General features: G+C 46.3%; 17 protein-coding genes and 1 riboswitch. Of the genes, 16 read left to right on the forward strand and 1 reads right to left on the reverse strand.

Annotated features, from left to right (window positions below; translation table 11 throughout):
- The first annotated feature begins 115 nt into the window (after nt 1–115).
- The 12 genes from AABI08_RS01175 (at nt 116) to AABI08_RS01230 (ending at nt 14,423) form a co-directional block, all read left to right on the forward strand.
- Nucleotides 116–2,524, forward strand: coding sequence for an exonuclease domain-containing protein (locus AABI08_RS01175; RefSeq protein ID WP_338343091.1), 2,409 nt, complete (start codon nt 116–118; stop codon nt 2,522–2,524).
- Nucleotides 2,525–2,633: 109 nt separating this feature from the next.
- Nucleotides 2,634–2,786, forward strand: a riboswitch (Lysine riboswitch).
- A gap of 88 nt (nt 2,787–2,874) precedes the next feature.
- Entirely contained in the window at nt 2,875–3,987 is a 1,113-nt protein-coding gene (gene alr / locus AABI08_RS01180) for an alanine racemase (protein WP_338343089.1), read from the forward strand.
- A 52-nt stretch (nt 3,988–4,039) separates the two neighbouring features.
- Nucleotides 4,040–5,341, forward strand: a complete 1,302-nt coding sequence (gene lysA / locus AABI08_RS01185; protein ID WP_338343087.1) for a diaminopimelate decarboxylase — start codon at nt 4,040–4,042, stop codon at nt 5,339–5,341.
- A 109-nt stretch (nt 5,342–5,450) separates the two neighbouring features.
- Nucleotides 5,451–6,161: a 2,3,4,5-tetrahydropyridine-2,6-dicarboxylate N-acetyltransferase gene (gene dapD, locus AABI08_RS01190; protein ID WP_047974960.1), complete on the forward strand. Its 711-nt coding sequence runs from the start codon at nt 5,451–5,453 to the stop codon at nt 6,159–6,161.
- A 92-nt stretch (nt 6,162–6,253) separates the two neighbouring features.
- Nucleotides 6,254–7,405, forward strand: a complete 1,152-nt coding sequence (locus tag AABI08_RS01195) for an N-acetyldiaminopimelate deacetylase (RefSeq protein WP_338343086.1) — start codon at nt 6,254–6,256, stop codon at nt 7,403–7,405.
- 99 nt (nt 7,406–7,504) lie between these two features.
- Nucleotides 7,505–8,386 carry a 4-hydroxy-tetrahydrodipicolinate synthase gene (gene dapA, locus AABI08_RS01200; RefSeq protein ID WP_338343085.1) on the forward strand — a complete coding sequence of 294 codons (882 nt, stop codon included), beginning with the start codon at nt 7,505–7,507 and terminating at the stop codon, nt 8,384–8,386.
- Nucleotides 8,383–9,147, forward strand: a complete 765-nt coding sequence (gene dapB / locus AABI08_RS01205; RefSeq protein ID WP_338343084.1) for a 4-hydroxy-tetrahydrodipicolinate reductase — start codon at nt 8,383–8,385, stop codon at nt 9,145–9,147. Before dapA ends, dapB begins: the two co-directional genes overlap by 4 nt.
- A 77-nt stretch (nt 9,148–9,224) precedes the next feature.
- Entirely contained in the window at nt 9,225–10,433 is a 1,209-nt protein-coding gene (locus tag AABI08_RS01210; protein WP_338343083.1) for an aminotransferase class I/II-fold pyridoxal phosphate-dependent enzyme, read from the forward strand.
- A 96-nt stretch (nt 10,434–10,529) separates the two neighbouring features.
- Nucleotides 10,530–11,057 carry a hypothetical protein gene (locus AABI08_RS01215; RefSeq protein WP_338343082.1) on the forward strand — a complete coding sequence of 176 codons (528 nt, stop codon included), beginning with the start codon at nt 10,530–10,532 and terminating at the stop codon, nt 11,055–11,057.
- Nucleotides 11,058–11,067: 10 nt separating this feature from the next.
- Nucleotides 11,068–12,255, forward strand: a complete 1,188-nt coding sequence (locus AABI08_RS01220) for a pyridoxal phosphate-dependent aminotransferase (RefSeq protein WP_338343081.1) — start codon at nt 11,068–11,070, stop codon at nt 12,253–12,255.
- Nucleotides 12,256–12,346: 91 nt separating this feature from the next.
- Nucleotides 12,347–13,657 (forward strand): asparagine--tRNA ligase, encoded by a 1,311-nt coding sequence (asnS, locus tag AABI08_RS01225; RefSeq protein WP_338343080.1) that lies wholly within the window; start codon nt 12,347–12,349, stop codon nt 13,655–13,657.
- Between the two features lie 64 nt (nt 13,658–13,721).
- The gene (locus tag AABI08_RS01230) at nt 13,722–14,423 is read left to right on the forward strand and encodes a DnaD domain-containing protein (protein WP_338343079.1); all 702 of its coding nucleotides are present in this window, start codon (nt 13,722–13,724) and stop codon (nt 14,421–14,423) included.
- Between the two features lie 41 nt (nt 14,424–14,464).
- On the opposite strand, the gene AABI08_RS01235 is transcribed toward AABI08_RS01230, so the two are convergent.
- Nucleotides 14,465–14,761, reverse strand: coding sequence for a hypothetical protein (locus tag AABI08_RS01235; RefSeq protein WP_338343078.1), 297 nt, complete (start codon nt 14,759–14,761; stop codon nt 14,465–14,467).
- Between the two features lie 26 nt (nt 14,762–14,787).
- On the opposite strand from AABI08_RS01235, the gene AABI08_RS01240 reads away from it, so the two are divergent.
- The 4 genes from AABI08_RS01240 to AABI08_RS01255 all read left to right on the forward strand — a co-directional run bounded on the left by AABI08_RS01240 (nt 14,788) and on the right by AABI08_RS01255 (nt 26,108).
- The gene (locus AABI08_RS01240) at nt 14,788–15,927 is read left to right on the forward strand and encodes a THUMP domain-containing class I SAM-dependent RNA methyltransferase (protein WP_338343330.1); all 1,140 of its coding nucleotides are present in this window, start codon (nt 14,788–14,790) and stop codon (nt 15,925–15,927) included.
- 273 nt (nt 15,928–16,200) lie between these two features.
- A complete protein-coding gene (locus AABI08_RS01245) occupies nt 16,201–24,348 on the forward strand; it encodes a DUF1542 domain-containing protein (RefSeq protein WP_338344092.1) in 8,148 nt (2,715 codons plus the stop codon).
- 42 nt (nt 24,349–24,390) lie between these two features.
- Nucleotides 24,391–25,308 (forward strand): DUF1542 domain-containing protein, encoded by a 918-nt coding sequence (locus AABI08_RS01250; protein ID WP_338343075.1) that lies wholly within the window; start codon nt 24,391–24,393, stop codon nt 25,306–25,308.
- A gap of 275 nt (nt 25,309–25,583) precedes the next feature.
- On the forward strand, nt 25,584–26,108 hold the full coding sequence (locus tag AABI08_RS01255; RefSeq protein ID WP_239061165.1) for a GNAT family N-acetyltransferase: 525 nt from the start codon (nt 25,584–25,586) through the stop codon (nt 26,106–26,108).
- Nucleotides 26,109–26,158 lie beyond the last annotated feature (50 nt).

Consider the following 26,158-nt stretch of genomic DNA (forward strand, 5'->3'; position numbering starts at 1 on the left):
ACCGCACTGGGCTAAGTAGTGTAAAATAACTACGAGAGCAAAATGAAATTTAGGTCTAAAAAAGACCATTTTTGGCCTAAATACGTCTTGGTCTTGAGATGAGAAAGGAGTCCTGATGAAAAAATCAGCCGCCTTTGTGATTGTCGATTTGGAAACCACTAACCCCTCCGTTGAAAAGGGAGGGCGGATTATTCAAATCGGGATGACCTTTGTAAAAAATAAAAAGATTGTGGAGCACTTCGATTCATTCGTGAATCCTGGTCAAACAATCGATAAAAAAATTCAACAATTAACCCATATTAGCCAAAAAGATGTGCGGGATGCGCCGTTTTTTGAAGAACTGGCCCCTTCGTTGCGAGGGTTGTTAAAGGACCAAGTTTTTGTTGCCCATAACGTGAACTTTGATTACCCTTATTTGAATGCTGAGTTTGCCCGGGTTGGTTTGCCGGAGTTGGACCTGTTGGCAATCGATACCGTTCAGCTGGCGCAAATTCTTTATCCAACGGCGCCGGGTTACCGCTTGTCTGATTTGACAAAGTACCTCGACTTACCCCTGGTTCAGGCCCACCGAGCCAACGCTGATGCGGAGGCTACTGCCTACCTGATGTTGTCGCTTTGGCACAAGGCCCAGGGCTTACCCGAAAAGACGAAGAAGGAACTCTTGAGCGTGGATTGGGGGCTGTTGCGTCAAAGCCAGGATTTCTTGGCGATGGCGATGAAAGACCGGTCCCCGGCTCCGGCATTTTTGGCCGAACGTGAAGAGACGTTAAGTCGTCAGTCCAACCGAAGCAAAGATTCAAACCGGAACAAAAAAGGCGACGACGTGCCTTATCCGAAGACGTTAGCTGATAAAGATACCGCCCTGGGTCCCGGTTTTTCGGTTGAAGAAGACCAAGGCCAGGTGATGGACCAGGTGCAGCGTTTTTTGCAGCAGCGGAAACGAGCGGTTTGGCAGTTAACAACACCACCGGAAGTTCGGAAAACGTTGTCGTATCTATTGCCACTTTTTTACCAAAACCGCCAACAGGCGGCATACCTGCTGGCCCATGACATTACGCTCTTGAACCACCAGGGGGCCATCCTAGCGGAATTGCAGGAGCGACTGCCTGGGGCCAACTTGTCGGTGGCAAAACTCTACGCACCGCGAGATTACCTGGATGAAAAGAAGTTCCAAAAAGTGCTGACTGCAGCGAAAAGTCAGGGTGGCGTCTTCTGGCAGGCGCGCGTCCTCGTTTGGCTAGCAGAAAGTCCAGATTTAGCGCTTGTTGACTTGCCAAAGGGCGTGCAAAATCAGCCTGGCCTGGCAGCTGTCCGTTCTGATGAAACGGGGCCAGCCTTTGTCAAAGCCTTTGACAAGGCGGCCCAGGCGGATGTGGTTCTTTTGACCTTTGCGGCCTTCTTTGCCATTTCAGAGAATTTGGAAAAGGCAAGCAAGTATCAGGATCGGCCCGTGGCCATTTTGGAAAAGCCGATTGCGCTGTTGACTGCCATTCAAGAGGGCTTTGGTCTGACGTTGCCTTTGAGCTTTTACCAAGATCAAGTAGCCCGTTTGGCTGATTTGGCAGCTAGCTTGCCGAAGAAGACACAGGGACAGTGGAAGGTGGCGCTCCACAACTGGGAAGAGGCCAGCAATAAGATTGATGGTCAGGCTGAAGATATCGGTCTGGTGAAGACAGGTAAGGCGGTCTTGAATCGCTTGTTGGACTTGGTTGATTTGGCAGCCAAGGCTGATTTTAACCATAAATTGACGCAAGCGGATTTAACGGCTAAATTAGCCAAGCTTTCGTGGCTATCAGCACACCAAGAATACTTGGCCAACATCTCGTGGCACATTCAAAAGGAACCGGCCGTTCAAAACCTGATTTTTGAGGTCAAGGCCGACTTGCTTTACCAAAAGTATTTCTTAAAGCAGGTGGATAAAGTTCTTGTCGTTTCGTCCTATTTACCAGATGATTTAGCAACCTTCTTGGCTCAGACGCCGGGGGCTCTGTTGCCTGAAAAAAGCGAATTCGAGGGAACAACGGATAACCAGTTGACGACGGTGTTGACCACGAGTCGCAACGAAGACCAGCAGATTGAACAGCTGATTTTAGCCAAGGTGCAACACTTTGTTCTGATTGTGGAGGACCATGCCGCTTTGAAGCATTGGTACTACAAGTTATCGGACCGCTATGGTGATGACTATGTTGTCTATGCGCAGGATATTTCAGCGCCCCTAATCAAGGCTGCCCGCCAGAGCAGCCAAGAGGACCAGTCAATTTTGATTGTCCTACCAGAATATTTGTCGGCGATTTGGCAACAAAGTCTGCAGGTGCCGGCTGTGGCCGTCATCTCACAGGCCCATCGCTGGGTTGATGTGACGACGCTCACACCGCTATTAATTGCCCTTCAAAAACAAGAAAAGTCCGTTTTACTTGCTTCCTTTAACCAGGGACAGGTCAAGGCGCTTTCGAATCGATTGGCAACCGTAAATAGTCGGTACAAACGGGTAAAAGCGAACTTTTACCAAAAAAAGCTTTCATAAAATTAAGAAAAGACAGCCAATTGAGGCTGTCTTTTTTGTTAAAAAGATAATTTATTTTGTCAGGAGTGTTGACATGAGAAAAAATCTCATGTATATTAATGGCAACTTAATAAGTAATAGAGGTCGCAACCAACAAGAGTACCGAACATTGTTCGCGAAAGGGGCGGTTGCCGAAGCTGATGGGGTCAGAGCCATTTTGCTGGGCCAATAGTTAAGAGCTATTGGACTGTCGCTGCAAATGCAGCGGGGAGCTATTCAACTGTTTTTTTGTGACTATTTTTAGACAATAATCCAAACGACAGGGATAAACCCCCGTTGTTTGGATTTTTTTATTGCCTAAGGAGGCTCACATGGTTGTCGCTAATCACCGTCCAAGTCGTTTATTGATTTCAAAGGCAGCGGTGGCCAAAAATTTGCAAGTTATGCGTGAGAGTAGCCACGCCAACTTTATTTTCATGACGGTGAAGGCCAATGCCTACGGCTTTGGTTTGTTGGAAATGAGTCAGGCTGCTGTTGAAGGTGGTGCCGATGGCTTAGCCGTTGCCGTGATGGATGAGGCGATTGCCTTACGCAAGGCCGGTTTTTGCCAGCCAATCTTGGTTTTGGGCCTTACGTCCCCTGAGTTTGCTCAGCTAATGGCTGATTACCAAATCATTGCCACGGTTGCTGATCGTGAAACCTTGAAACAGGCTGAAGCCAATTTGCGTCTTGGCGGTCCTAAGCTCCAGGTTAACTTGGCGGTCGACACGGGCATGGGCCGAATCGGCTTTCGTAACCGAGAAGAGTTGAGTGCGGCGATTGACGATGTTCAAGATGCTGATTTCTTACTTTACCAAGGTATTATGACTCACTTCGCCACGGCCGATGATGTTGACACGACATACTTTGAAGGTCAGCTGGCAACTTGGCATGAACTTACCGATGGGTTACCAATGCCACCGATGGTTCACTTGGCTAACTCGGCCGCAGCTCTGTACCGTGTTGACCAGATGCCAATGGATGTCATTCGAGCAGGGACTTCGGTCTATGGTATCGAGCCATCCGAAGGGGTATTAAAGTCTGACGACTATCTGGAACCGGTGTTGACGCTGGAATCCGAGGTGGTTATGATCAAGCAATTGCCAACTGGTGCCTCTGTTTCCTATGGTGCCACTTACCAAACCACCAAGCCCCAATGGATTGCGACTTTGCCAATCGGCTACGGGGATGGCCTACCAAGAGAAACGGTTGGGTATGAGGTTTTGGTTAACGGCCAGAAAGCCCCAATTGTTGGTAAGTTAGCCATGGACCAACTAATGATTGCTTTGGAAGAACCTGTTCCGGTTGGAACCAAGGTGACTTTCATCGGTAAAAATCAGGGCCAGGAAAACACGCTGATTGATTTTTCCCACTATTGCGAAATTGATCCATGGGAAATCACGATTCGATTCCAAGATCGCTTAGCACGGTACTTGGTTGATTAAGCCCCACTTAATCATATTTTGATTGAAAAAGAGAGAAGAAGGAAAGATTCTTATGTCAAACCACTTGCAAGTAAACGACCAGGACCAGCTCATGATTGGTGGCGTGTTAGCCACTGATTTGGCCAAGGAATATCAAACGCCATTGTACGTTTATGACGTTTTGACCATGCGCAAGCAGATGCGCGCCTTCAAGAAGGCCTTTGAACAAGCCGGTCAAAAAGGGGCCGTTGCCTACGCTTCAAAAGCATTTGCTTGCCAGGCAATGTACCAGGTAGTTGCTGAAGAAGGCTTGCACTTGGACCTTGTTTCCGCCGGTGAAATCTACACGGCGGTGGCTGCGGACTTCCCGATGGCCAATGTTTCTTATAACGGAAACAACAAGTCACTGGCTGATTTGACCTTTGCCGTTGAATCCGGGGTTGGCACGATTATTGTTGATAATTTCTTGGAGCTCGACCTCTTGCACCAGGTCATGGCGGATCGAGAGGGCCAGCAAAACGTCATCTTGCGTGTGGTTCCAGGAGTATCAGCCCACACCCATGATTACATTCAGACCGGTCAAGTCGATTCTAAGTTTGGTTTCGATTTGGAATCTGGTCAAGCTAAGCGAGCTTATGAAATCGCTGAAGGCGATGAAAGCTTGCACCTGCTTGGTTTGTCAGCTCACATCGGTTCTCAGATTTTTGAGGAAGATGGCTTTGAATTGGCCGGCCAGAAATTAGTTGATTTGTGTGCTTCTTGGGATTACCAGCCAGAAGTCTTGGACCTTGGCGGTGGCTTTGGAATTGCCTACACGGATGCTGATAAGCCACGCCTACCAGAAAACCTCGTTTTGGCCTTACTGAAGAGCGTCCAGGAACAAACGGCTAAAAAGGGCATGGCTCAACCAGATATCTGGATTGAGCCAGGTCGTTCAATCGCAGGACCAGCTGGTTACAGCTTGTACACCGTTGGTTCTCGCAAGGATATCCCTGGTGTGCGGACTTACTTGGCCGTTGATGGGGGAATGGGTGATAACATTCGTCCAGCCCTTTACCAGGCCGATTACCAAGCGGTCTTGGCCAACAACGTTCACGGGGCGCCGGCAGAGCATGTTCGCCTAGTCGGTAAGTATTGTGAATCAGGGGATGTTTTGATTCAAGACCAGGAATTGCCAGCAACAGAGCCAGGCGACTTGGTCGCCGTTTTGAATACCGGTGCTTACGGGTACTCAATGGCCTCCCGCTACAACCGCAACCCCGTGCCAGCCGTGGTCTTCGTTGAAAACGGCCTCTCACAACTGGTGGTCGAAGGTGAAAGCTTGGCTGATTTGACCAGCCACGACCGTGCTTACCAATTACCTGGTAAGTGGTAAAATCAGCTTTGGCGAGACTGGCTTGATTTCATTAGCCTGTCTTGTTGAACTGAAAGAAGCAATCGAACTTAAATAAGAAGAAAACAACGCGAAAAGGAAAACTAAAAACATGACTGAAATGGATACAGCGGCGATCATTAATTACTTGGCAACTTCTAAAAAGAAGACACCGGCAAAGGTGACCTTAGCTGGTGATTTGGCTCAAATTACTTGGCCAAATGATGTGCAAGCTTTTATTGAAGAAAAAACTGGGACCGTATTTGGTGATATGCAAGTTATCCAACCAATTTTGGATGACAACCAGGCAGCCATTACCGACTACCACGTTGAATTAATTGCCCGTAACTCCGGGGTGCCATTGTTGAACACCCAGCACTTGAATGCCCGGATTGAACCAGGGGCTTTGATTCGTGACCGAGTTCAAATCGATGACCAGGTCGTGGTTATGATGGGGGCCGTGATTAACATTGGTGCCAAAATTGGTGCCGGCTCGATGATTGATATGGGCGCTGTCTTGGGCGGCCGAGCTGAAGTTGGTAAGAACTGCCACATTGGTGCTGGTGCTGTTTTGGCGGGTGTGATTGAACCTGCCTCAGCAGAACCTGTCCGTGTTGGCGATGGTGCCTTGGTTGGTGCCAACGCCGTTGTCATCGAAGGGGTTCAAGTTGGTGCTGGAGCGGTTGTTGCCGCAGGTGCCATTGTGACAGAAGACGTTCCTGAAAGAACGGTTGTGGCTGGGGTACCGGCTAAGGTCATTAAGCAAATCGATGCTCAAACGGAGCAAAAGACGGCCTTGGTTGCTGCCTTACGCGATTTGTAAACAAGAGAGTTTGCTAGCAAACGACTGGAAGATGGCCGCGCGACCTAGCTGATTAGAGAGAAGTTTTCATGGTCCATGAAAGGGAGGCTTTGATGTCCGATCCAACCATTAATTTAGCGCAGGTTCGGCGTGATTTACACGCCATTCCAGAGTTGGCTTTGCATGAAGTGCAAACAAAACAATATTTGAAAAATACAATTGCCGCCTTTGCGAGCGATTTCTTAACCATCAAAGAGGTGCCGGAAGTTGAAACGGCCTTACTGGTCCGCTTGGCCGGGACGAACCCGGAGAAAACAATTGGCTATCGGGCTGACATTGACGCCTTACCAATTGAGGAGGAAACAGGCCTGCCCTTTGCTTCCAAACATCCAGGTGTGATGCATGCCTGTGGCCACGATGTTCATATGACGGTTGCCCTGGGTATTTTGGCTCACTTTGCGAAAAATCAGCCTAAAGATAATCTGATTTTTATCTTTCAACCGGCAGAAGAATCCGAGGCTGGGGGTAAACGTTTGTATGAGGCCGGCGCACTCACGGGTGATTTTAAACCGGATGAACTTTACGCCTTGCATGACCAGCCAGCCTTGCCGGCCGGTCAGATTGCAACCAAAATGGGCACACTCTTTGCCGGGACAACGGAGATTCATCTTCAGGTTGTTGGCCAGGGTGGTCACGCGGCTTATCCCCACCAGGCTAAGGATGCTTTGGTTGCCGCTTCTGCCTTTGTCAGCCAGGTGCAAACCGTGGTTTCCCGCAATGTTGACCCCATTCATGGTGGGGTCGTGACGATTGGTTCCTTTCATGCTGGCACAATCGGTAACGTGATTGCCGGTGAAGCCAAGTTGGCCGGGACAATTCGGGCCTTTACCCAAACGGACTTGGAGATGATGCAAAAACGGGTCCGCGCCATTGCGGATGGGATTGCCGTCGCCTTTGATGTTCAAATGAACTTGGAGCTCATTCAGGGTGGTTACTATCCGGTTGAAAATGATCCAAAAACTACGGCAGCCTTTATGGCTTTTATGGAAGAAGATCCGGAAGTTGACTTTGTAGAAGCACAGCCGGCAATGACTGGCGAAGACTTCGGCTTCCTACTCAATAAGTTCCCAGGCACGATGTTTTGGCTTGGGGTTGGTGACCCCAAACATAGCCTTCATGATGCCCGGTTGAACCCCGATGAGCGAGCTTTAAACGCCGGTGTTCAGGCGATGGTCGCTTACTTTAAACAACGAATGGCCCAATAAGCAGCACCCAGGGAAACTGATTTTTCAGCTTGCCAGTTAATAATTATTTGAAAGATACAAGAAATCGCTATAGCTAGAGATGAGAGAGGATGGCTTTTGATGATGACAGCAAATTTGATTACCGCATTAATTACCCCATTTACCAGTCAGGATGAAATTGACTATGAGGCCTTAGACCGTTTAACGGATAAGTTACTAAATGAAGGAACGGAGGGCTTTGTCATCGGTGGTACAACCGGTGAGTCACCTACGTTGACGGAGGAAGAACGTCTTTCCTTGTACCGCCACTTTGCCCAATACGTGAACGGCCGGGGACCCATTATTGCCAATGTTGGCACAAATAACACGGCAGAATCCGTGGCTTTGGCTGAGACTGCCAGTCAAATCGAGGGTGTGACTGGTATTTTGGCTGTCACGCCTTACTACAATAAGCCAGATCAGGATGGTATGATTGCCCACTTCACAGCAATCGCTAATGCCAGTCAAGTGCCATTGATGTTGTATAACATTCCTGGTCGGTCAAGTGTTTCGTTGACCAATGATTCTGTTTTGTTCTTATCTCACCACCCAAATATTAATGCGGTTAAGCAGGTGACTTCGATTGATGATTTGGCCGTTTTGGTTGATCAAGCGCCAGAAGGCTTTGCCGTTTATACAGGTGAGGATAGCCAAACATTGGCGGCAAAGGCCGTTGGTTGTGCCGGTACGATTTCAGTTGCCTCACACCTCTATAGCCGTGAGATGCAAGCGCTCTTTGCCGCTCTTGACGCCGGTGATGTGGCCTTGGCAGGTCAGTACCAACGCTTTTTGACGCCGCGGATGAACGTTTTGTTCTCTCATCCATCACCAAGTCCCGTAAAGGCCATCTTAGCTAAGCAGGGCTTGATTGAAAATCAGTTACGTTTACCATTGCTGCCTTTGACTGAGCAGCAAACAGCAGAAGTAGAGGCCGTATTAGGCCGGCAAGGAGTTGTTGCATGAAAACCGTCTTTCTCGCAGGCGCCCAGGGGAAAATGGGGCAGTCGATTGAAGAATTGATCGAAAGCCAAGCTGATTTTTCATTGGCAGGACGCTTAACGACTAAAAGAGCGCTCGACCAACAGTCAGATGGCCAAGAAAGTACTGCGCCAACCTTTACTGACCTATCAGCCATTGACGTCAGTGCTGATGTTTGGGTTGATGTGACCAATCCAGCCGTTGCCTTTGAAAATGGCCAATACGCCTTGACTCATGGTTTTGACTTGGTAATGGGGACGTCTGGCTTACAGGCAGACGACTTTGAAAAGTTGCGAGCTTTGGCTTTGGAAAACGATCAATCAGCATTGGTTGTCCCTAACTTTTCAATTACGGCGGTTTTGTTGATGCAGTTTGCCGGTCAAGCGGCTAAGTACTTGCCCGCAGCCGAAATCATTGAGGCCCACCATGAGGATAAGGTCGATGCGCCCTCTGGGACGGCAAAGGCCACCGCTGATTTGATCGTCGCTGCCCGTCAAGAAGAACCTGCAATTCCACATTCGGACGCTTCGGCCCGTGGTGACCAAAGCCAGGGGGTGCCGGTGCATGCCATGCGTTTGCCAGGCATCTTAGCCGAGGAGACAGTTGTCTTTGGTTCTGCTGGAGAAACATTAACAATTAAACAATCAACAAATAATCGTTCGTCTTTCATGACAGGAGTTGCTCGTTCAATTCGGAAAGTCGATGAAATTGATGGATTAGAAATCGGATTAGATAAAATTCTCTAATTTATTTTTAATAATATGGTAGAATGGTGCAAAGCAATGTAAAAGGATTTGTTTAGAATAGAATAGGAGTGGTTTTCATGGTTCAAGTCAAAGAAAGTTTGTCGAAGCAGTATAACCAATTGTTTGAAATCGTGCCGCCAGCGGCCATTCGAGCAGTTGACATCAAGTTGTCCGCCGTGCCGGACATCATCAAGCTCACCCTTGGTGAACCTGATTTTGCGGTTCCGGATGTAGTCAAAGCGGCTGTTAAAAAAGCAGTTGATGATAATGACTCACATTATGCGCCTTCACAGGGAACTTTGGCCTTGCGTCAAGCCATTTCCGATTATATTCATGAACGCTTGTCTGGTCCGGTTTATGATCCTGAAAGTGAAATTTCGGTGACAATCGGAGCCTCTGAAGCCATCTATGATTCACTGTCAGCACTCTTTAACCGCGGTGAAACAATTTTGGTACCAACACCAACATTTTGTTTTTATCAGGCCGAAGCTTTGCGGCTTGGCTTGAAGGTGGTTGAAATTAACACAGCACCATCTTATTTGTTTACGGCAGAAATGTTTGAAAAGGCAATTCAAGAGCACCCAGAAGCAAAGGGCTTGGTTTTGAACTTCCCTGGTAACCCAACTGGCGTTACCTACGATGAACAAGAGCTCAAAGATTTGGCTGCAGCCATTAAAAAGACGGATGTTTTGGTTTTGTCGGATGAAATTTATGCTGAATTGACTTATGGCCAAACACATAAGTCAATTACACATTACATCCCAGAACAAACCATCTTGATTAGTGGCTTGTCAAAGTCACACGCGATGACTGGTTACCGGGTTGGCTTTATTGCCGGTCCCAAGGCCTTGATGAAGATGGTTGGCCTGGCTCACTCTGGTGTCGTGACAACGGCACCAGGACCAATGATGGCCGGTGCTTTGGCAGCCCTGACAGAAGCTAGGGATGCGCCAAAGGCAATGCGCGACATTTACCAAAAGCGTCGCGACATTGTGTTGGCTGGCTTGAAAGAAGCAGGCTTTACGGCACCAACACCAAAGGGCGCCTTTTATATCTTCGCTAAGATTCCTGATTTCTTGCCACAAGACGATGAAGCCTTTGTCTATGAATTAGGTGAGAAGGCTAAGGTAGGAACGATTCCTGGTTCTGTCTTTGGAACCGGGGGCGAAGGCCACATTCGCATTTCTTACGCCACTTCGACTGAAAAATTAGAAGAGGCCATGAAGCGAGTGATTGCCTACGCCAAGGCTGCTAAGGAAGCAACTGAACTTTCAACTGCAGAATAACGATTAAATAGCCATGAGCTTGGAGATTATCCAATTTCTTGGCTATTTTTTTGCTATAATGAACAATAGTTATGACAAATCGGAGAAAGAATTTTTATGGAAGTTCACGACAACTTACGAGTCAGAATGGCCCGGCCCAAGCGTTTTTCTTGGGTTAAATTTTTTATCATCTTGGTGGCGATTTTCCTGATTGTAGCCGGCGCTATTTACGCTTATGCCTACGTGGCATTACAGCCGATGGCTAGGGCTGAATCAAACGTGCAAAAAACGGTTAGCCAAAAAACTTCTTTGACGAACTTGCACAATGTCACAGAAGATGATCGCAATGGGACTATTTACGCTGTGCTTGGTAAAGATAGTGATGGCCAGCAAAAAGTAGCCTTGGTCAAGGGACAGCACGGGGCTGTGACGACCTTTGACTTTGGCAATGGCCTGTCTCGGGCTGATTTATTAAAGCAGGTTAAGGCCAAGTACAATCCAAAGAAGGTCTATTCGGCCAATTTGTCGCTCTACCAAAAAACTTTGGTCTGGGAAATCAGCTACGAGAGCCAAAATGGCGACATGAACTATTTGACAATGGACTATAAGACCGGTACCGTCTATCGATCAATTAATGGAATTTAGGGAGAAGATGATGTTGCAAGCAAGTGATTTTTCAAAGCGGGCCCAAGCCGTTCAACCTTCAGCCACATTGGCCGTTTCTAAAAAGGCAAAGCAGATGGCGGCCGAAGGAATCGACGTGATTAACCTTGGCGTTGGGGAACCTGATTTTACGACACCAAAGGCCATTAGTGAAGCGGCCATTGAAGCTATCGAAGGTGGCCAAACTTCTTTTTACACGCCTGTTGGTGGGATTTTGCCATTACGAGAGGCGATTGCTGAGCAAACGACCAAGAAAACGGGTCAGGCTTTGTCGGCTAACCAGGTGACGGTGACTTCTGGTGCCAAGTTGTCTTTGTACACGATTATGCAGGTACTCTTAAACCCTGGTGACCAAGTTGTAATGCCCGAGCCCTATTGGGTTTCATACGTTGAACAGGTTCGATTGGCGGGTGGGGTTGCCACAACCGTTAAGCCCAAGACGGCAGCGATGAAGTTGACACCAGCAGACCTCGATGAAGTCGCCGGACCCGTGAAGTTGATTATTCTTAATAATCCTTCCAATCCAACTGGCCAGGTCTATAGCCGTGCCGAAGTGCAGGCGCTTTTGGATTGGGCCGATGCCCATGATAGTTTCCTTTTGTCTGATGAAATTTATGGCCAATTGGTTTATAACGGGCAAACGTTTACGTCAGCTTTGTCTTTGCAAGCAATCAAGGATTCCCGCTTGATTATTGTTAATGGGGTTTCAAAGTCCTATTCGATGACCGGTTGGCGTCTTGGTTGGACGATTGCTGATGAAAAAATCATTGCCGAAATGAATAAGCTTTTGGGCCACATGACTTCAAATCCGGCTGCCGTTAGCCAGTATGCCGCCTTGGCCGCCTTAACGGTTGACCAACAGATGGTCGAAGATATGCGAACTACCTTTGAGAGTCGGTTGAATGCAACTTACGATAAGTTGACAGCCATTCCGGGCCTGTCTGTTGCGCAAAAGCCAGAAGGGGCCTTTTACCTCTTTTTCAAGGTTGACCAAGATCTTTTGGACAAGCTGGGCCTGAAGTCAACGATTGACTTTGCCACCGCACTCTTGGAGCAGGCCCACGTTGCCATTCCAGCTGGCGAAGGCTTTGGAATGCCAGGGTACTTGCGCCTGTCCTATGCCAAGGATCAAGAGACCATTAATGAGGCCCTTGACCGCATTTTGGCTTTTGTTCAGTAAGTTTTTGTCCTAGTTGACGACTGCCAAAATTTTTATCATAATAAAGTTAATAAGTAAAATGTGAGGAGTAGGGCATTAGCCCGAATAATTTATGAGTGAAACAACGATTCCAACAATCCAAATTGTCGATGCACCGAAGTACGTCGGCCAAACGGTAAAAATTGGTGCCTGGTTACGGCAAAAGCGTGGGTCAGGAAAGATGGCCTTCTTGCAATTGCGTGACGGAACCGCTTTTTTCCAGGGCGTGGTCGCCAAGGCTGACGTTTCAGAGGAATTGTTTAATTTGGCCAAGGATTTGAAGCAGGAAACATCATTGTATGTGACCGGTGAAATCCATGCAGATGATCGGTCATCATTTGGTTACGAAATCAGCATTACTGGATTAGAAGTCATTGGTGAAAGCCATGATTACCCAATCACACCCAAGGAACATGGTACGGAATTTTTGTTTGATGAGCGCCACCTCTACTTGCGCCACATCAAGCCATTTGCCACATTAAAGATCCGCAATACCTTGATTGCAGCAACTTATGAATTCTTCAACCAGGAAGGTTTCATCAAGTTGGATGCACCTTTGTTGACTGGTTCTGCGCCCGAAGGGACAACCGACTTGTTTGAGACCGATTACTTTGGTCAATCAGCTTACCTATCACAAACGGGACAGTTGTACGCCGAAGCAGGTGCCATGGCCTTCTCAAGGGTCTTTACTTTTGGACCGGCCTTCCGTGCTGAAAAGTCAAAGACACGTCGCCATCTAACAGAATTCTGGATGATTGAGCCTGAAATGGCCTTTATGCACCAGGAGCAATCCTTGGAATTGCAGGAACGCTATGTGGCTTTCTTGATTGAAAAGGTTTTGGAAAGAAATGACCAGGAATTGGACTTGTTAAACCGTGACAAGGATTTGTTGCGTTCTTATACACAGTTACCATTCCCACGCGTTTCTTATGATGATGCCATTAAGTTGTTGCAAGAAAACGATTTTGATGTGGAATGGGGCGTGGACTTTGGTTCACCTGAGGAAACTTTCTTGGCCAACCACTTCCAAAAGCCCGTCTTTATTGTCAACTTTCCCAAGGCAATCAAGGCCTTCTATATGAAGCGCCATCCAGACCGTGATGACGTGGTGATTTCTGCTGATTTGTTGGCACCGGAAGGTTACGGTGAAATCATCGGTGGATCCGAACGTGATACGGATTACGATTATTTGAAAGCTCAGATTGAAAAAGAAGGTTTGGACATGGACGAGTACGGTTGGTACTTGGACTTGCGAAAGTATGGTTCTGTGCCACACTCAGGCTTTGGTCTTGGTTTGGAACGAATGGTGACTTTCGTGACTGGCGAAGAACATATTCGCGAAGCAATTCCATTCCCACGGATGACGCACCGCTTGCGTCCATAAAGCAGACAAAAAAGCGCCCAAGGGTATCTTGGGCGCTTTTGTAACGATTGATGAGGAGGGTTTGATGGACGATAAATTACAGGCCTTCTTGCAGGCTGGGAGCACTAGCCTAGAAAATGCTTTACTAGTGCATTACCAAGATTTGGGTTTTGATAATGATGATTTGGTTCTTTTTTTACAGGTGAAACGCCTCCAGGACCAGGGCGACCAGGCCAATCCGAAGGTCATTGCGCGAATTATGAAGGTCACGGAACGGGTGGTCGTTGGTCGATTAAAGTCAATGGTTGACCGAGGATTGATGAAGATTGCTGGTCAAGGACGCCAGGGCGAAATCTATGACTTCTTGCCACTATACGACCGCTTGCTCAATGGTCAGGGACTGAGGCCAGCCAATAATGTTGTTTCGGCTGGTGAAAAAAGCCGACAAGAAGTGGTCCGGATTTTGCAGGGTGAATTTGGCCGTAACTTGTCGCCACTGGAAATGCAAACCGTGGCTCAGTGGTTTGACCAAGACCACTTTGATCCAAACATGATGGTCTTGGCGATTCAAGAAGCAGTGGCCAACAACGCTCGGAGCCTGCGCTATATTGAAGCCATTTTGGTGAACTGGCAACGTGACAATTTAACTTCGCCTCAGGCAGTGCAAATCGCTAAAGAAAAGCGCCGCGGTGTGGTTTATCAAGCAAAGCCTGCCAATGGTCAGGGGCAAAATCAGCCCGAAAAAAAGCAGCCAATTGTACCAACTTTTAAGTTAGATGACCTCTAAAAAGATTGAAAGTGCATTCAAAGGCTGAGATTCGCTGGGTTTTATTGTAAAATTAAGCGACCGAGGTTATCCTGATGAAAACCTAACAATGGTTTGGGACCGGTCTGATCGACCAAGCAAGCTAGCTTCGTTTTTGGACTAACTTGGCTGAGTCGCGTTTGCAGTTGCCCAAGTGTCAATGGCTTTTTCCCAGCGACAAAGGCGATTTCTGTTTGTTGGTTGAAAAAGCGTAATTGGGCCAGGGGTCTGATTTGGTCGCGGTCGTCTTTGATTTGGCCAAACACTTCGGTTTGATTTGGTAGGTAAGTTGTCAGGGCAAAGAATTCACTGAGTATCATAGTATTTATATTATAAAAGGAAAATGATGGAAAAGAAATATCGTTTAATGGCAACAGTTGCGGCGGGCTTAGAGTCCGTCTTAGGCCAAGAATTAAAGGACCTGGGCTTTGACGTTCAGGTTGAAAACTACCGAGTCTTCTTTGAAGGTACTCAGGCCGATATTTTACGGGCTAATTTGTGGCTTCGGACCGCCGACCGAGTGAAAATCGTGATTGGTTCCTTTCATGCAGAAACTTTTGATGAGCTTTTTGAAGGCATCAAGGCCTTGCCTATGGAAGATTACCTTAATTATGATTCGGAATTCCCTGTTGCCGGTCGTTCTCAAAAATCAGCCTTGCACTCAGTGCCAGACGTTCAGTCAATCACAAAAAAGGCGATTGTTTCCCGTTTGCAGGAAGCTTTTCACGTTCGGACTCGCCTACCAGAAACCGGCTTTTTTGCACAATTAGAAGTCATGGTGACCAAGGACGAAGTCATGTTGACTTTGGACACAACCGGACCATCACTTTTTAAGCGCGGTTACCGAGTTGAAAAAGGACCAGCGCCGTTGAAGGAAAACTTTGCGGCGGCCTTAGTGCTCTTGACCAATTGGAAGAAGGACTTACCCTTTGTCGATCCGACTTGTGGTTCTGGAACTATTCCAATTGAAGCGGCTTTAATTGGTCGCAACTTGGCACCAGGTTTGACCCGTGACTTTGATATTGAAAAGATGGATTGGTTTGATCACAGCCTCTCGGATACGATTCGTGATGAGGCCGAAGATCAGGCCGATTACGACACACCATTGAACATTCGTGGCTATGATATTGATCCGAAAATGGTCAAGATTGCCCAAGAAAACGCTAAGCATGCTGGTTTGTCGCAAGATATCACTTTTGAGGCCCTGGCTGCCGGCGATTGGCAACCAGAAGAAGAGCGCGGCGTCTTAGTAGCAAACCCACCGTACGGTCAACGACTCGGTGAACTTGAAGAGGCGGAGGGCCTTTATAAGCAGATGGGAGCAGTTTATAGTCGTCTGCCTTACTGGTCGAAGTACATCCTAACTTCTGATTTATCCTTTGAAAAAGTTTTCGGTCAAAAAGCGACGAAAAAGCGCAAACTGTTTAACGGGCAGTTGCGGGTTGATTATTTTCAGTTTTGGGCTAAAAAAGCCGAAAAAAAGTAAAATATTCCAAATCAGAATAAAAAATCAGCGAAAAAGATTGTCATTTGACAATCTTTTTTTGTGTTTATTTTTGAATTTATTTTCGTGAAATTGATAAAAATTAAAAAACGAGTGTACGCTTTTCTTGAAGAAGATTGAAAGCGCTATCGTTACAAAAGTGTTGATTTTAAAATTATAAAAGAAAGCGTTTTCTTTTATAATTTGTCTTTTTATAAAGCAGACTATATAATCAAATTGCAACAAACGAAAATAAAGTAAAGGAATGTAAAAATAATGGATACAAATATCAAGAAAAAGTATACAATCTATCAATCGCGTCGCGCTTGGTTGGTTGCGTCGACCGTCTTGGCTTCGAGTGGTTTCACCTTAGTGGATGGCCACTACCAGATTAGTGGTCATGCTGCACAAGTGCAAACGGTAGAAAATGCTCGGGCTGATGACGACCGACAGCAAAATGAGGGACAGTTGGCTGCTAGGGTTAACCTTGACCAGGCTGATTTTGGTGTTGATGTTGACACCAAGGATGATGACAAGAGGGAAAATGAAGCGGATGACGATATCACCGTTGACAATCCGCGCCCTGAGCGCCGGCACCAGGGGCCGGGAACGGTTGTGGTCGTACCAGACAATCCAGGGGAGAATGCAGATCAGCAACAGAATCCTAATACAGAAGGTTCACAGTCAAAGCAGGATCAAAAACCGGATAAAGAGGATTCACAGTCAGGGAAAGATCAAAAGTCAGCTGGCGACCAGCAAAAAAATCCGGGAGTGACTGATTTAGCACAACAGCCATTGCCCTCGCTTTATGAGCAAACAACTGATGCTTATGAAAAATTAGTCACTACCTTAAAAACAAGCGAACCGAATTTAAACGGTGGTGGGGACGCTGTGCTAGACAGTGATCAGCGCCATATCGCTCAAGCTGGACAGATGATTTTTGGTGAACCAGATAAGTCGTTACTTGGCTTGACCGGCATTAAAAATGATTATTCCAACGTTTCTGAAATGCGCTTAACAGCTGATGAATCCTTTACCCAACAAATAACGGATCGCGTCAAAAAAATTCTTGGTGAAAATCAGAAAACGACGAAGACGAGCTACTTCCCAACTCAAAACACTCTTGTATTGGGTGGTGGTATGCCGTTAACGGCAAATATTTCTCCCTCGAATGATTCGATTTTAAATCCAGAACGTTATTATAAGATGCTACAAGCAACCCTGAGTTCTGTTGCAAATGTACTGAGCATGGGTATGGCTGATGATAAGCTAACGAGTAATTATGAGCGAGGCCAATATGGAGTTTATCTGCGTGTGGCGGTGCCTCGTGGTGTTGATCCAAATGAATTTGTTAAAACACTTAATCTGGACAGCACTCGTTTTGCGGCTGAAATGAACTTCAATGCCACACTCGGCTTGGATCGGTTGGGCAATATGGTGCCAGGCCTGAATCAAATTTTGTCGCAGGGCTTAGGCGTGCCATTGAGTGGTAACGTTGGTTCACTTGTTGATGCTGTTTTAGGCAAAACAGTTAGTCAGTTAAACGAAAAGTACGGCACTAATTTAACCTTCAAAAATTCGGACAGTCCGTTTTATCCAATCACAGTGTATCCAAAAGCAACTAAGGTCAGTAATCAAGATGATCCTGTCGCGCTGTACCTGCTAGTTCGTGGTGATGAATTGAATCGCTATAGTGGTGCAGTGACTGAGGCAAAAATTATCTTGACGAAGTTCTTTATGGAGACGCTGTCTTGGGCTGGAAACATCAAGGGTGGTGCCTATGGCTATTTGAACTTTGATTTAAATCGCTACCCAGGTAACATGAGTAGCCAAGAGATGGAAAAGCATTACAATGCCGATGGTCAACACCAACAACGGCTGGCAGACTTGAAAGTTTACGCTGACAATAGCCCGTATAAAATTTTGACTCGCCACCAGCTACCGCCACAAAAATATGGTCACGCTTTTTTGTCGTTAAACCTGATGGATAGCAACGATATGCTTTCTCGGTCGAGTCATGACTATGGTAAAAATGGGGATTTGGGCAGTGACATTGCATTGAAGTATGCAGACCAAAAAGAAGTCCATCCATTACCATTATCAAAAGTACCAACATGGCGGGCCTATATTTCGCTTTTTGATCAAAAGCAAGCCTTAAACACAAAGGAAGTGGCTGGTCATTCTGAAGAATGGGCGGAAGTTGATCATCAGGAACGAGTTTTGCCTGGTCAAGACCTTGACCACCGCGTTGTGAAATTAGCTGATGGGCAGAATTTTTACGATCAAGCATCGCGGTTTGATCGAGTAATTGATTACTTTGACCATCAGGTCTTGCTCGATGAACAAGGTTTCCATCCAAGCCAGAACGTGCAATCACTTCGTCTAGCGCGGTCCGTGGACCCAGCTGGTCAAAAGACTAGTCGGCAAGATTTTGCCATTTATAACCGACCATTTACGGTTTACTATAATGGTGAAATGACGTTGAAAAACGGTGAGGTTGTCCCAGTGCGGCCAACCAAACTAACAGTCTTCCAGGAAAATCAGACCCTGCAATCACCATTGGATAGTCAGCGGAATTCCGCTTTTGCAACCATCGAAAAGCAGGGGGAATACCTTTTTAGTTTGATTAAGCATTTGCAGCCAAAGCTATTGGATCAAACAGTTGCGGACTATGGTCAAAAAATTCAAACGGTGGTTAGTGAAGCCAACCAGAAATTGAACCAAAGTCAAACCATGGATGATATTCGTTCCGTGCAAAAAGATCGACTTGATCAATTGCTGGCCATTCAAAATCAGGCAACGGCAAAGCACCAGTTGGAACCAGCGGTACTAAATACAAATCGTGACTTAGCTTACCAACAAATTGATCAAGAGGCACTCTCGACCAAAGTAACAATTAATAATGCTACGGAACTAACTAAGGAACAAAAACAAGCGTTGCTCGACCAAGTGGAGACGATTGTTCAAACTGGAAAAAATGATGTTGGCCTCGCACCGGATGTTAAATCAGCCCGGCGCGTTCTAGACCGCATTATCGATGCGTTACGAGCAATTTTCTTAGGCAAGGCCGGCAAGGAGGAGGCTAAGGTAGCCTTGGCACAAGCTGGGCAAGAAAAGAAACAAGATTTTGCTAAAATCGCCCATGTCGATCCAAAAAGTTTACACAAACAAGAAAAAGTGGTGGACCATGAGGTTGCCTTTTACCAAAAACGAGTTAGTCAGTCTAAAACAACGGTTGAGTTGGCTCGGACATTGGCGGATGGTTTACACGCTATTAATGACGTGGCTAATCCTGATTTAGAAATTGATTACCAACCAGTTAGCCTCGATGAAGTGAAGGTTGCGGTTGTTGCCCTTGAAGAAAAGGGACGGTCAACCAAAAAGCGCTTTCACGAAATTGCCCATACGGAACCAGCGAGCCTGCTGAGGCAAGAACAATTGGTGACTGAAGCGGTTAATCAAGGATTAACGGCTATTCACGATGCCAAGACGAAGCAAGAACTGAAAGTGGCGTTAGAACGGGCACTGGTAGCAATCGATGGTGTTGCCGAACCACAGTTAATCAAAGAATTTCAACCGGTTTCGGCAGCCGATCGTAAACAAGCGATTGATCAAGTGGTGGCTGTCGGTCAACAAAAAAAGCAGCAATTCAAGCAAGTGGTGCATGTTGAATCCGATAGCCTTAATCAGCAGGCAGACTTTGTGGACCAGTTAGTTCAAAAAGCGACAATTGCTCTTCAGCAGGCCAAAACAAACGGTGATTTAAATGGTACGATGGCAAAAGCGCTCAAAGATATTAATGCAGTTGCCAACCCAACCATGTTGATTGCTTATCAGCCGGTTAGTCAACATGATATTGGTCGTGCAGTGGCGATTTTGCAGCAAATTGGACAAGAAAAAAGCGATTCCTTTGATCAAATTATCGGCGTTGATCCAATGAGCCTGGCTAATCAGAAGGCTAAATTGAATCTTATAATTTCTAATGGTATCGAGAAATTAAATCGAGCGGAAACGAACCGCGAATTTGAGCAAAGTTTCCAAAAGGTGTGCCAAGCAATTCGAGCTGTTGAAAATCCAACAATTCAAGAAATATTGAAGGAGCCAACGGCAGCTGATAAGACCTTGTCGATTAGTTTCTTAGAACAAGCTGCTCAAGACCAACGTGACCTTTTCCAAAAGGTTGCCCATGCTGACCAACAGAGCTTGGCGCAGCAACTGTCAATTTTAGAAGAGGCTCTCAAAGTTGGAACACAAGCAATTAACCAAGCAAAGACGAAGGGCGAACTCGCTAAAGTCAGCGACCAGGCACTAATAAAAATCAGGGCGGTAGCGAAGCCGGAGGTTGAATTTGCTTACAAAGAGGCGACTGCTTATGACATTGGTGTCGCCTATGGTAACCTTTTAGATATTATTTCGGCCAAGCGCAAGCAGTTTGAAACAATTTTGCATGTTGACCCAATCAGTTTGTCGAAACAACTTCAACTTTTAGACTTGATTAAAAAATCCACGACTATCGAACTGAATCAATCGATGATTCAAAAAGACATTCAGGAAGCCTATGAGAAGGGAGCTAAGGCTGTTCATTTGGTAGCAGCGCCACAAATTTTAAGCGAATACCAACCGGTCACGGCAGAGGAACGCCACCTTGGTGAACAGACTTTACGAAAGGCTGGTGAGGCGAAAAAGGCTGATTTTGCAGCTATTAGCCATGTTGATCAAGAAAGTTTACGGGCTCAGCAATCAGTCGTTGACTCGGTTTTGGCAACCGGATTGCAGGAATTGCAAAAAGCAAAAGCCACTGGTGCCTTTCGAAAGGCTGTGGCTGACAACCTTGATCGCATGCAACGAATTGAAGAGCCTTTAATTCAAAAGGACTATCAGCCGGTGACCGATATGGACCGTTACTTAGCACGGCAGGCAATTAATCATGCCGGTCAGGCTAAAAAGCAAGCCATTCTTGCTGTCGAACATGGCGAGAAAAAGAGCGTCCAGCAACAGGTTGAAGCGGTGCAACAAGCGATTATTCAAGCACAGCAGGGTGTTGTCCGAGCAGTAGTTCAAGGTGATTTGAAGCGGGCTGTCCAAGCTGGCTTTGATTCGATTGCTAAAATTGCCGGGCCAGCACTGGAAGCTGATTATCAACCAATTACCCAGGCTGAGCAAGACCAAGCACTTTTGGCCTTGAATCAAGCAGCAAATGATAAAAAAACCGCTTTTGCTGCCATTGATCATGTCGATTTGGTTAGCCTGTCCTTACAGTCAGGTTTGATTGAAACAAACCGAGTGAATGGGCAGCAGTTGCTATCGGCTGCCAAAATCAAGAAAGATCTTCGCCAAAGTTTGGCGGATGCATTAACGCAAATTGACCAGGTGGCTGCTCCAATCAAGGAAATTGGTTATCGCCAAGTTGAGGCCAACGATCAAGCAGATGCCAAGGAGCAATTACGGACAGCCGGTGAGTCCCAAAAACAAAAATTTGCAGCTTTGGTAGGTGTTGATCCTGACAGCTTAGCGAAACAACAGCTTTTAGTTGATCAAGGAGAAAATGCTGCGAGTCAGGCTGTTGACCAGGCACAAACAAACGGGGAGCTAGTCACTGCTTGCCAACGGGGACTGACAGCAATTCGTCAAATAGCAGCACCTGTTGTTTTGGAAGAACTGAAACCAGCAACTATAGCTGATAAGAAAATGGCTAAGGAGTATCTTGGCCAGGTCGTGGCACAACGTGAAGAGTTATTCCGGCAAATTAGTCATGTGGACCAGGCTAGTTTGGCTCAGCAATTGCAGGTATTGAACCAAGCTTTGTCGCAGGGACAAGAAACCATTGACCGGGCGGCAACTAAGGGAGATTTGAACCAAGCCGTCACACAGGCTGAACAAGCGGTTACTAGTATTAGTCAGCCAAGCTTGCTCCCTCTTTTCCGGCTGGTTAGTCAGGATGAAAAATCAGCTGTCGATGATTTATTGGCACGGCAGGCTAACCTGAAAAAGGGTCAATTTGATGCAGTTACCCATGTTGACCCAGAAAGCCTCAACCAACAAAAACAGGCCGTTGATCAAGCTTTGGCACAGGCGCACGATTTAGTTGCCAAGTCTAAAACAAAGCAGGACTTGAACCAGGCATTAGCAGCTGGCTTGCAGGTTATTCAGGATGTTGTTGAACCGGTCGTTCAAACAGAATTCCGTTCGGTTACCAAGGATGACCGTAACCAGGCGCTAGAAATTCTTAACCAGGCCTTTTTGAAAAAGCAAGAGCATTTTTCCGACATTAAAAATGTGGATGAGCAAAGCCTAAAGGCGCAAGTAGCTGCCCTGAAGGCTGCTCGAAGGACAGCGATTGGGATTCTTTCAGCTGCTGAAAACCAAGGGCAGTTGCAGACTGCCTTGCAGGCTGGACTAAGTGGCTTGAACCAAGTGGCCGACCCAGAAGTACAGTTGGCTTATCGACCAGTGACTTTAGCTGATAAAGCCGGCATCGAAAAGATGTTGACCCAGTATGGTCATGCTAAGCAAGAGCGTTTTTCTAAGATTACTCATGTTGACTTGGAGAGCCTCAAACAGCAACAGCAACAAATTGACCGTATCCTGGAACAAGCTAAGGAAGCACTGGCTCAAGCAAAGTTGCATCAAGATTTAACCGCTGTCCAAAAGCAAGCAGTGGCCAAGATTGACTTAGTGGCTAATCCGGTTCTGATTTTTGCTTATCAAGCAGTTACTGACCAAGAAAAAGCGGAAGCGGCACAGCAGCTTAGCGCTGCTGGCCAGGCAAAGAAGGACGACTTCTTGGTCATTGACCATGTTGATCAGCAAAGTTTGGAAAATCAGTTGGCCCAGCTTGCATATGTTTTGCGGAGCGGCCATCATTCGATTGAAAAGGCGACGGTTCACCATGAACTGGTTGCAGCGCTTAAGCAAAGTTTAGCTGATATACAGGCAGTGGCGAAGCCAAGTTTAGCACCCGAATATCGCCAAGCGACAGTCGACCAAAAAGCGGATGGTCAGCAGATGTTATCGGTGGCTGCCAAAGAAAGGCTAGCACGTTTTGAAGCCCTCGATGGTGTCAATCAAGAAAGTCTGTTGGAACAAAAAGGATTGTTAGCGGGTGTTGTGAAGCGCTATTCTGCTTTGATTGATCAGGCAGAAACTGTTAACGATGTCCATGTGCTTGTCAACAAGGGCTTGCAAGACATTAACCAAGTAGCACAGCCAAAGCAAAATTGGCAGGATCAAGCGGTTAACAAGGAAGAAATGCAAGTTGCTATCCAAGATGTGACGGTAGCGGGTCAACATCGAATCCAAGACTTTGGACAAATTACCGGAGTTGACCTTGATGAATTGGCACAGCAACAGCAAGCCGTGAATAAAGTCGTCAAGGAAGGTCTTACTACTATTAGTTTGGCCAAGAACCATGGCCAATTAAAGACTGCGGTTATGAAAATTAAGGAAGCCATTCAGGCGGTTCAAGCACCGCAAATTCAATGGATTTTCCGACAACCGACTGATGCAGATTGCCAAGAAATCCGTAGGAACGTTCAACAAAAGGCGAATGAGCAAAAGAAAATCTTTGAAAAGAATCCAGGGGTTGATGCTGAGTCGTTAGCAAAGCAAGAAGCTGCTATTGATCAAATTGTTCAGCGAGCCAATCAAAAATTGGTTGAAGCCACAGTGAATGCCAGCTTAGTAGCCATTGAACAAGAAGCACTGGATGCCATTGAAGCGGTTGGTCAGCCAGATATGATGCGTTCTTTCCAACCAGTTGATATTGATGAAGCTAACCGCGCCAAGGGTGTGATTCAAACTGCAGGGGATGAGCTGAAGCAGCGGTTTAACGCAATTGAAAATGTTGATCCAGTTAGCCTCCACCAACAAGTGGAGCGGATTGATCAGTTAATGGCAGTTGCCAATCAACGGATTAATGATGCCAATACGAATGCCGATGTTGACCAAGTTCAAGAAGAAACTTTGGATGATTTTGCCATGATTTTAGCACCAAGTACTTTGACGCCTAAGCGCGAAGAACGAACACAGGCACATCGGTCAATTGACTGGGCCGGTGCTAAGAAACAGGCAGAAATTGACCAGGTACCAAATCCAGACGTATCAATCTACCAAGCGACTATTAACCAGTTACGAGAAGCAATGGACCAGGCGCATCAGGCAATTGATCAAGCAAAAACCGGTCAAGAGCTAACAGAGCAATTAACAAAATCCTTGAAGAAAATTAAGGCGCTAACGGTGCCGGTGGCCAATCAGGAACAGCCAAACCAAGCGGTTATTCAGGCGGCTAAGCAGCAGATTGACTGGGCTGGTGCTAAGAAGCAGGCAGAAATTGATCAGGTACTGAATCCTGACCTATCAACATATCAGGTTAGTGTTAATCGTTTACGAGACGTAATGTCCCAGGCACGTCAAGCTATTGACTAAGCAAAGACTGGTCAAGATTTAACAGAACAATTAACGGGATTTTTGAAGAACATTAATACTCTAACGGTTCCGGTCGCTAATCAAGCTCAACCTAGTCAAGCTGAAATTCAGACAGCCAACCAACAAGTAGACCAGGCTGGTGAAAAGAAGCGTGTAGCAATCGAGGCCGTAAGCAATGCTGACAAACGGTCTTATGAAACAGCTATTGCTCGGTTGCAACAGGCTCTTGAACAGGCTCACCAGGCAATTAGCCAAGTAAAAACTCTGCAAAGTCTTGATGGGGATGTCAAGGCGGCGTTGAAGACAATCGAAACGATTGCTGAACCAATGGTTGATCCATCAGTTGAACCATCAGTTGAACCGAAGACGGATGAAAAGAAAACGATGGTACCAGCTACTCCATCAGTTGAACCAAAGGCCGATGAGAAGGAAACAACGGTACCAGCTACTCCATCTGTTGAACCAAAGGCCGATGAGAAGGAAACAACGGTACCAGCTACTCCATCTGTTGAATCGAAGACGGATAAGAGGGGAGCAGTAGTACCGACCAATCAAACCAAAGCATTGCACATCGATGACAAGCAAGTGGCCACATCAGTGAAAGTTAGTGATAGCAAGCTGGCACAAGCCGTTTCTCGGCCAGCAGAAATCGCGCAGTCGAATGCTGGAGCGCAACAGTTGTTAACTGACTTGTCGGAAGATAATTCTGCAACAGCCAAGGATAGTCATATTGAGCAAAAGCAGAAGACAATGATTGATCAAATTGATGCAACTATCCAGCATCGCCAAATTGATGATACTTATACAGACCAGTCTGATTCAATTAGCATCTTGCCAAAAACAAATCATGGCCATATCAATCATCAGCGTTCAGTGAAATCAAGCATTTTGGTTGCTTGGTTAGTGGTCTTAACAGGACTTGGTTTGATTAAGAAAAAGTATGATGATATTGATTTTTAAAGTTTTTAATAAAATTAAAAAAATCACGAAGTTGGGATGAGTTTGATATTTTTGAATAGAAAAACCTCTTGAATAGCCAGATAGAAAAGTTCGATTAGTCACAGATTAATCGAGCTTTTTTGTTTGGAAATGCTCATGCAAAAATTCATGAAAAAATGTGTTTTCAGAGACTTTATTTCCAAATTTGTTGTGCTATAATTGGTGCCTGATGACATTTGGAAAGGAGTAGCGTACTGATATTAGTGCGCGATATTACGCATATGCCAGCAGTATTTATGCGACGAGCACAGGCTCGTGATGTCTCTGAAATTGTTTCAATTTTACAGACCGCCAAAGGTTATTTAAAGGAGCAGGGGATTGACCAGTGGCAATCCGATTACCCAAATGAAGCGACCGTCCAAGCTGATTTGGATGCGCAACAGGGTTTTGTCTTAGTTGTGGGTGACGAGGTGGCGGGATATGCTGCTGCCTTTGAAGGGGAAGACCCACTCTACACGGACATTAAAGAAGGTAGTTGGGCTGATAGCGGTCACCCGCACGACTATGCCTCACTCCATCGGGTAGCGATGTCGGACAAGTTCCGGGGCCAGCGGCTAACACCACGTTTCTTTACGGCGTTAATTTCATTCTTTTATGCACGGGGAGCACGCGATTTTCGCATCGATACCCATCCAGGGAACATGCCCATGCAAAAGGTGATTGCTAATAATGGTTTTGAAAAACGTGGTTCAGTTGATATGCTCGAAGCAGACCATATCTCAACAAAGCGTTTTGCCTACCAATTAATTATTAATGATTAAAGAAGAAACCGCCAATCGACTGATTGACGGTTTTTTCTGAGCTATAATCT

The organism is Fructobacillus evanidus (assembly GCF_963580165.1).
Taxonomy (GTDB): Bacteria; Bacillota; Bacilli; order Lactobacillales; family Lactobacillaceae; genus Fructobacillus; species Fructobacillus evanidus.

Excerpts from the sequence above, each read along its gene's own strand:
- AABI08_RS01210 (WP_338343083.1), top strand. The coding sequence starts at position 9,225 with ATGGTTCAAGTCAAAGAAAGTTTGTCGAAGCAGTATAACCAATTGTTT.
- dapD (WP_047974960.1), top strand. The coding sequence starts at position 5,451 with ATGACTGAAATGGATACAGCGGCGATCATTAATTACTTGGCAACTTCT.
- lysA (WP_338343087.1), top strand. The coding sequence starts at position 4,040 with ATGTCAAACCACTTGCAAGTAAACGACCAGGACCAGCTCATGATTGGT.
- dapB (WP_338343084.1), top strand. The coding sequence starts at position 8,383 with ATGAAAACCGTCTTTCTCGCAGGCGCCCAGGGGAAAATGGGGCAGTCG.
- AABI08_RS01195 (WP_338343086.1), top strand. The coding sequence starts at position 6,254 with ATGTCCGATCCAACCATTAATTTAGCGCAGGTTCGGCGTGATTTACAC.
- AABI08_RS01235 (WP_338343078.1), bottom strand. The coding sequence starts at position 14,761 with ATGATACTCAGTGAATTCTTTGCCCTGACAACTTACCTACCAAATCAA.
- AABI08_RS01240 (WP_338343330.1), top strand. The coding sequence starts at position 14,788 with ATGGAAAAGAAATATCGTTTAATGGCAACAGTTGCGGCGGGCTTAGAG.
- dapA (WP_338343085.1), top strand. The coding sequence starts at position 7,505 with ATGATGACAGCAAATTTGATTACCGCATTAATTACCCCATTTACCAGT.
- AABI08_RS01175 (WP_338343091.1), top strand. The coding sequence starts at position 116 with ATGAAAAAATCAGCCGCCTTTGTGATTGTCGATTTGGAAACCACTAAC.
- AABI08_RS01220 (WP_338343081.1), top strand. The coding sequence starts at position 11,068 with ATGTTGCAAGCAAGTGATTTTTCAAAGCGGGCCCAAGCCGTTCAACCT.
- alr (WP_338343089.1), top strand. The coding sequence starts at position 2,875 with ATGGTTGTCGCTAATCACCGTCCAAGTCGTTTATTGATTTCAAAGGCA.
- AABI08_RS01255 (WP_239061165.1), top strand. The coding sequence starts at position 25,584 with ATGCGACGAGCACAGGCTCGTGATGTCTCTGAAATTGTTTCAATTTTA.
- asnS (WP_338343080.1), top strand. The coding sequence starts at position 12,347 with ATGAGTGAAACAACGATTCCAACAATCCAAATTGTCGATGCACCGAAG.
- AABI08_RS01245 (WP_338344092.1), top strand. The coding sequence starts at position 16,201 with ATGGATACAAATATCAAGAAAAAGTATACAATCTATCAATCGCGTCGC.
- AABI08_RS01230 (WP_338343079.1), top strand. The coding sequence starts at position 13,722 with ATGGACGATAAATTACAGGCCTTCTTGCAGGCTGGGAGCACTAGCCTA.
- AABI08_RS01215 (WP_338343082.1), top strand. The coding sequence starts at position 10,530 with ATGGAAGTTCACGACAACTTACGAGTCAGAATGGCCCGGCCCAAGCGT.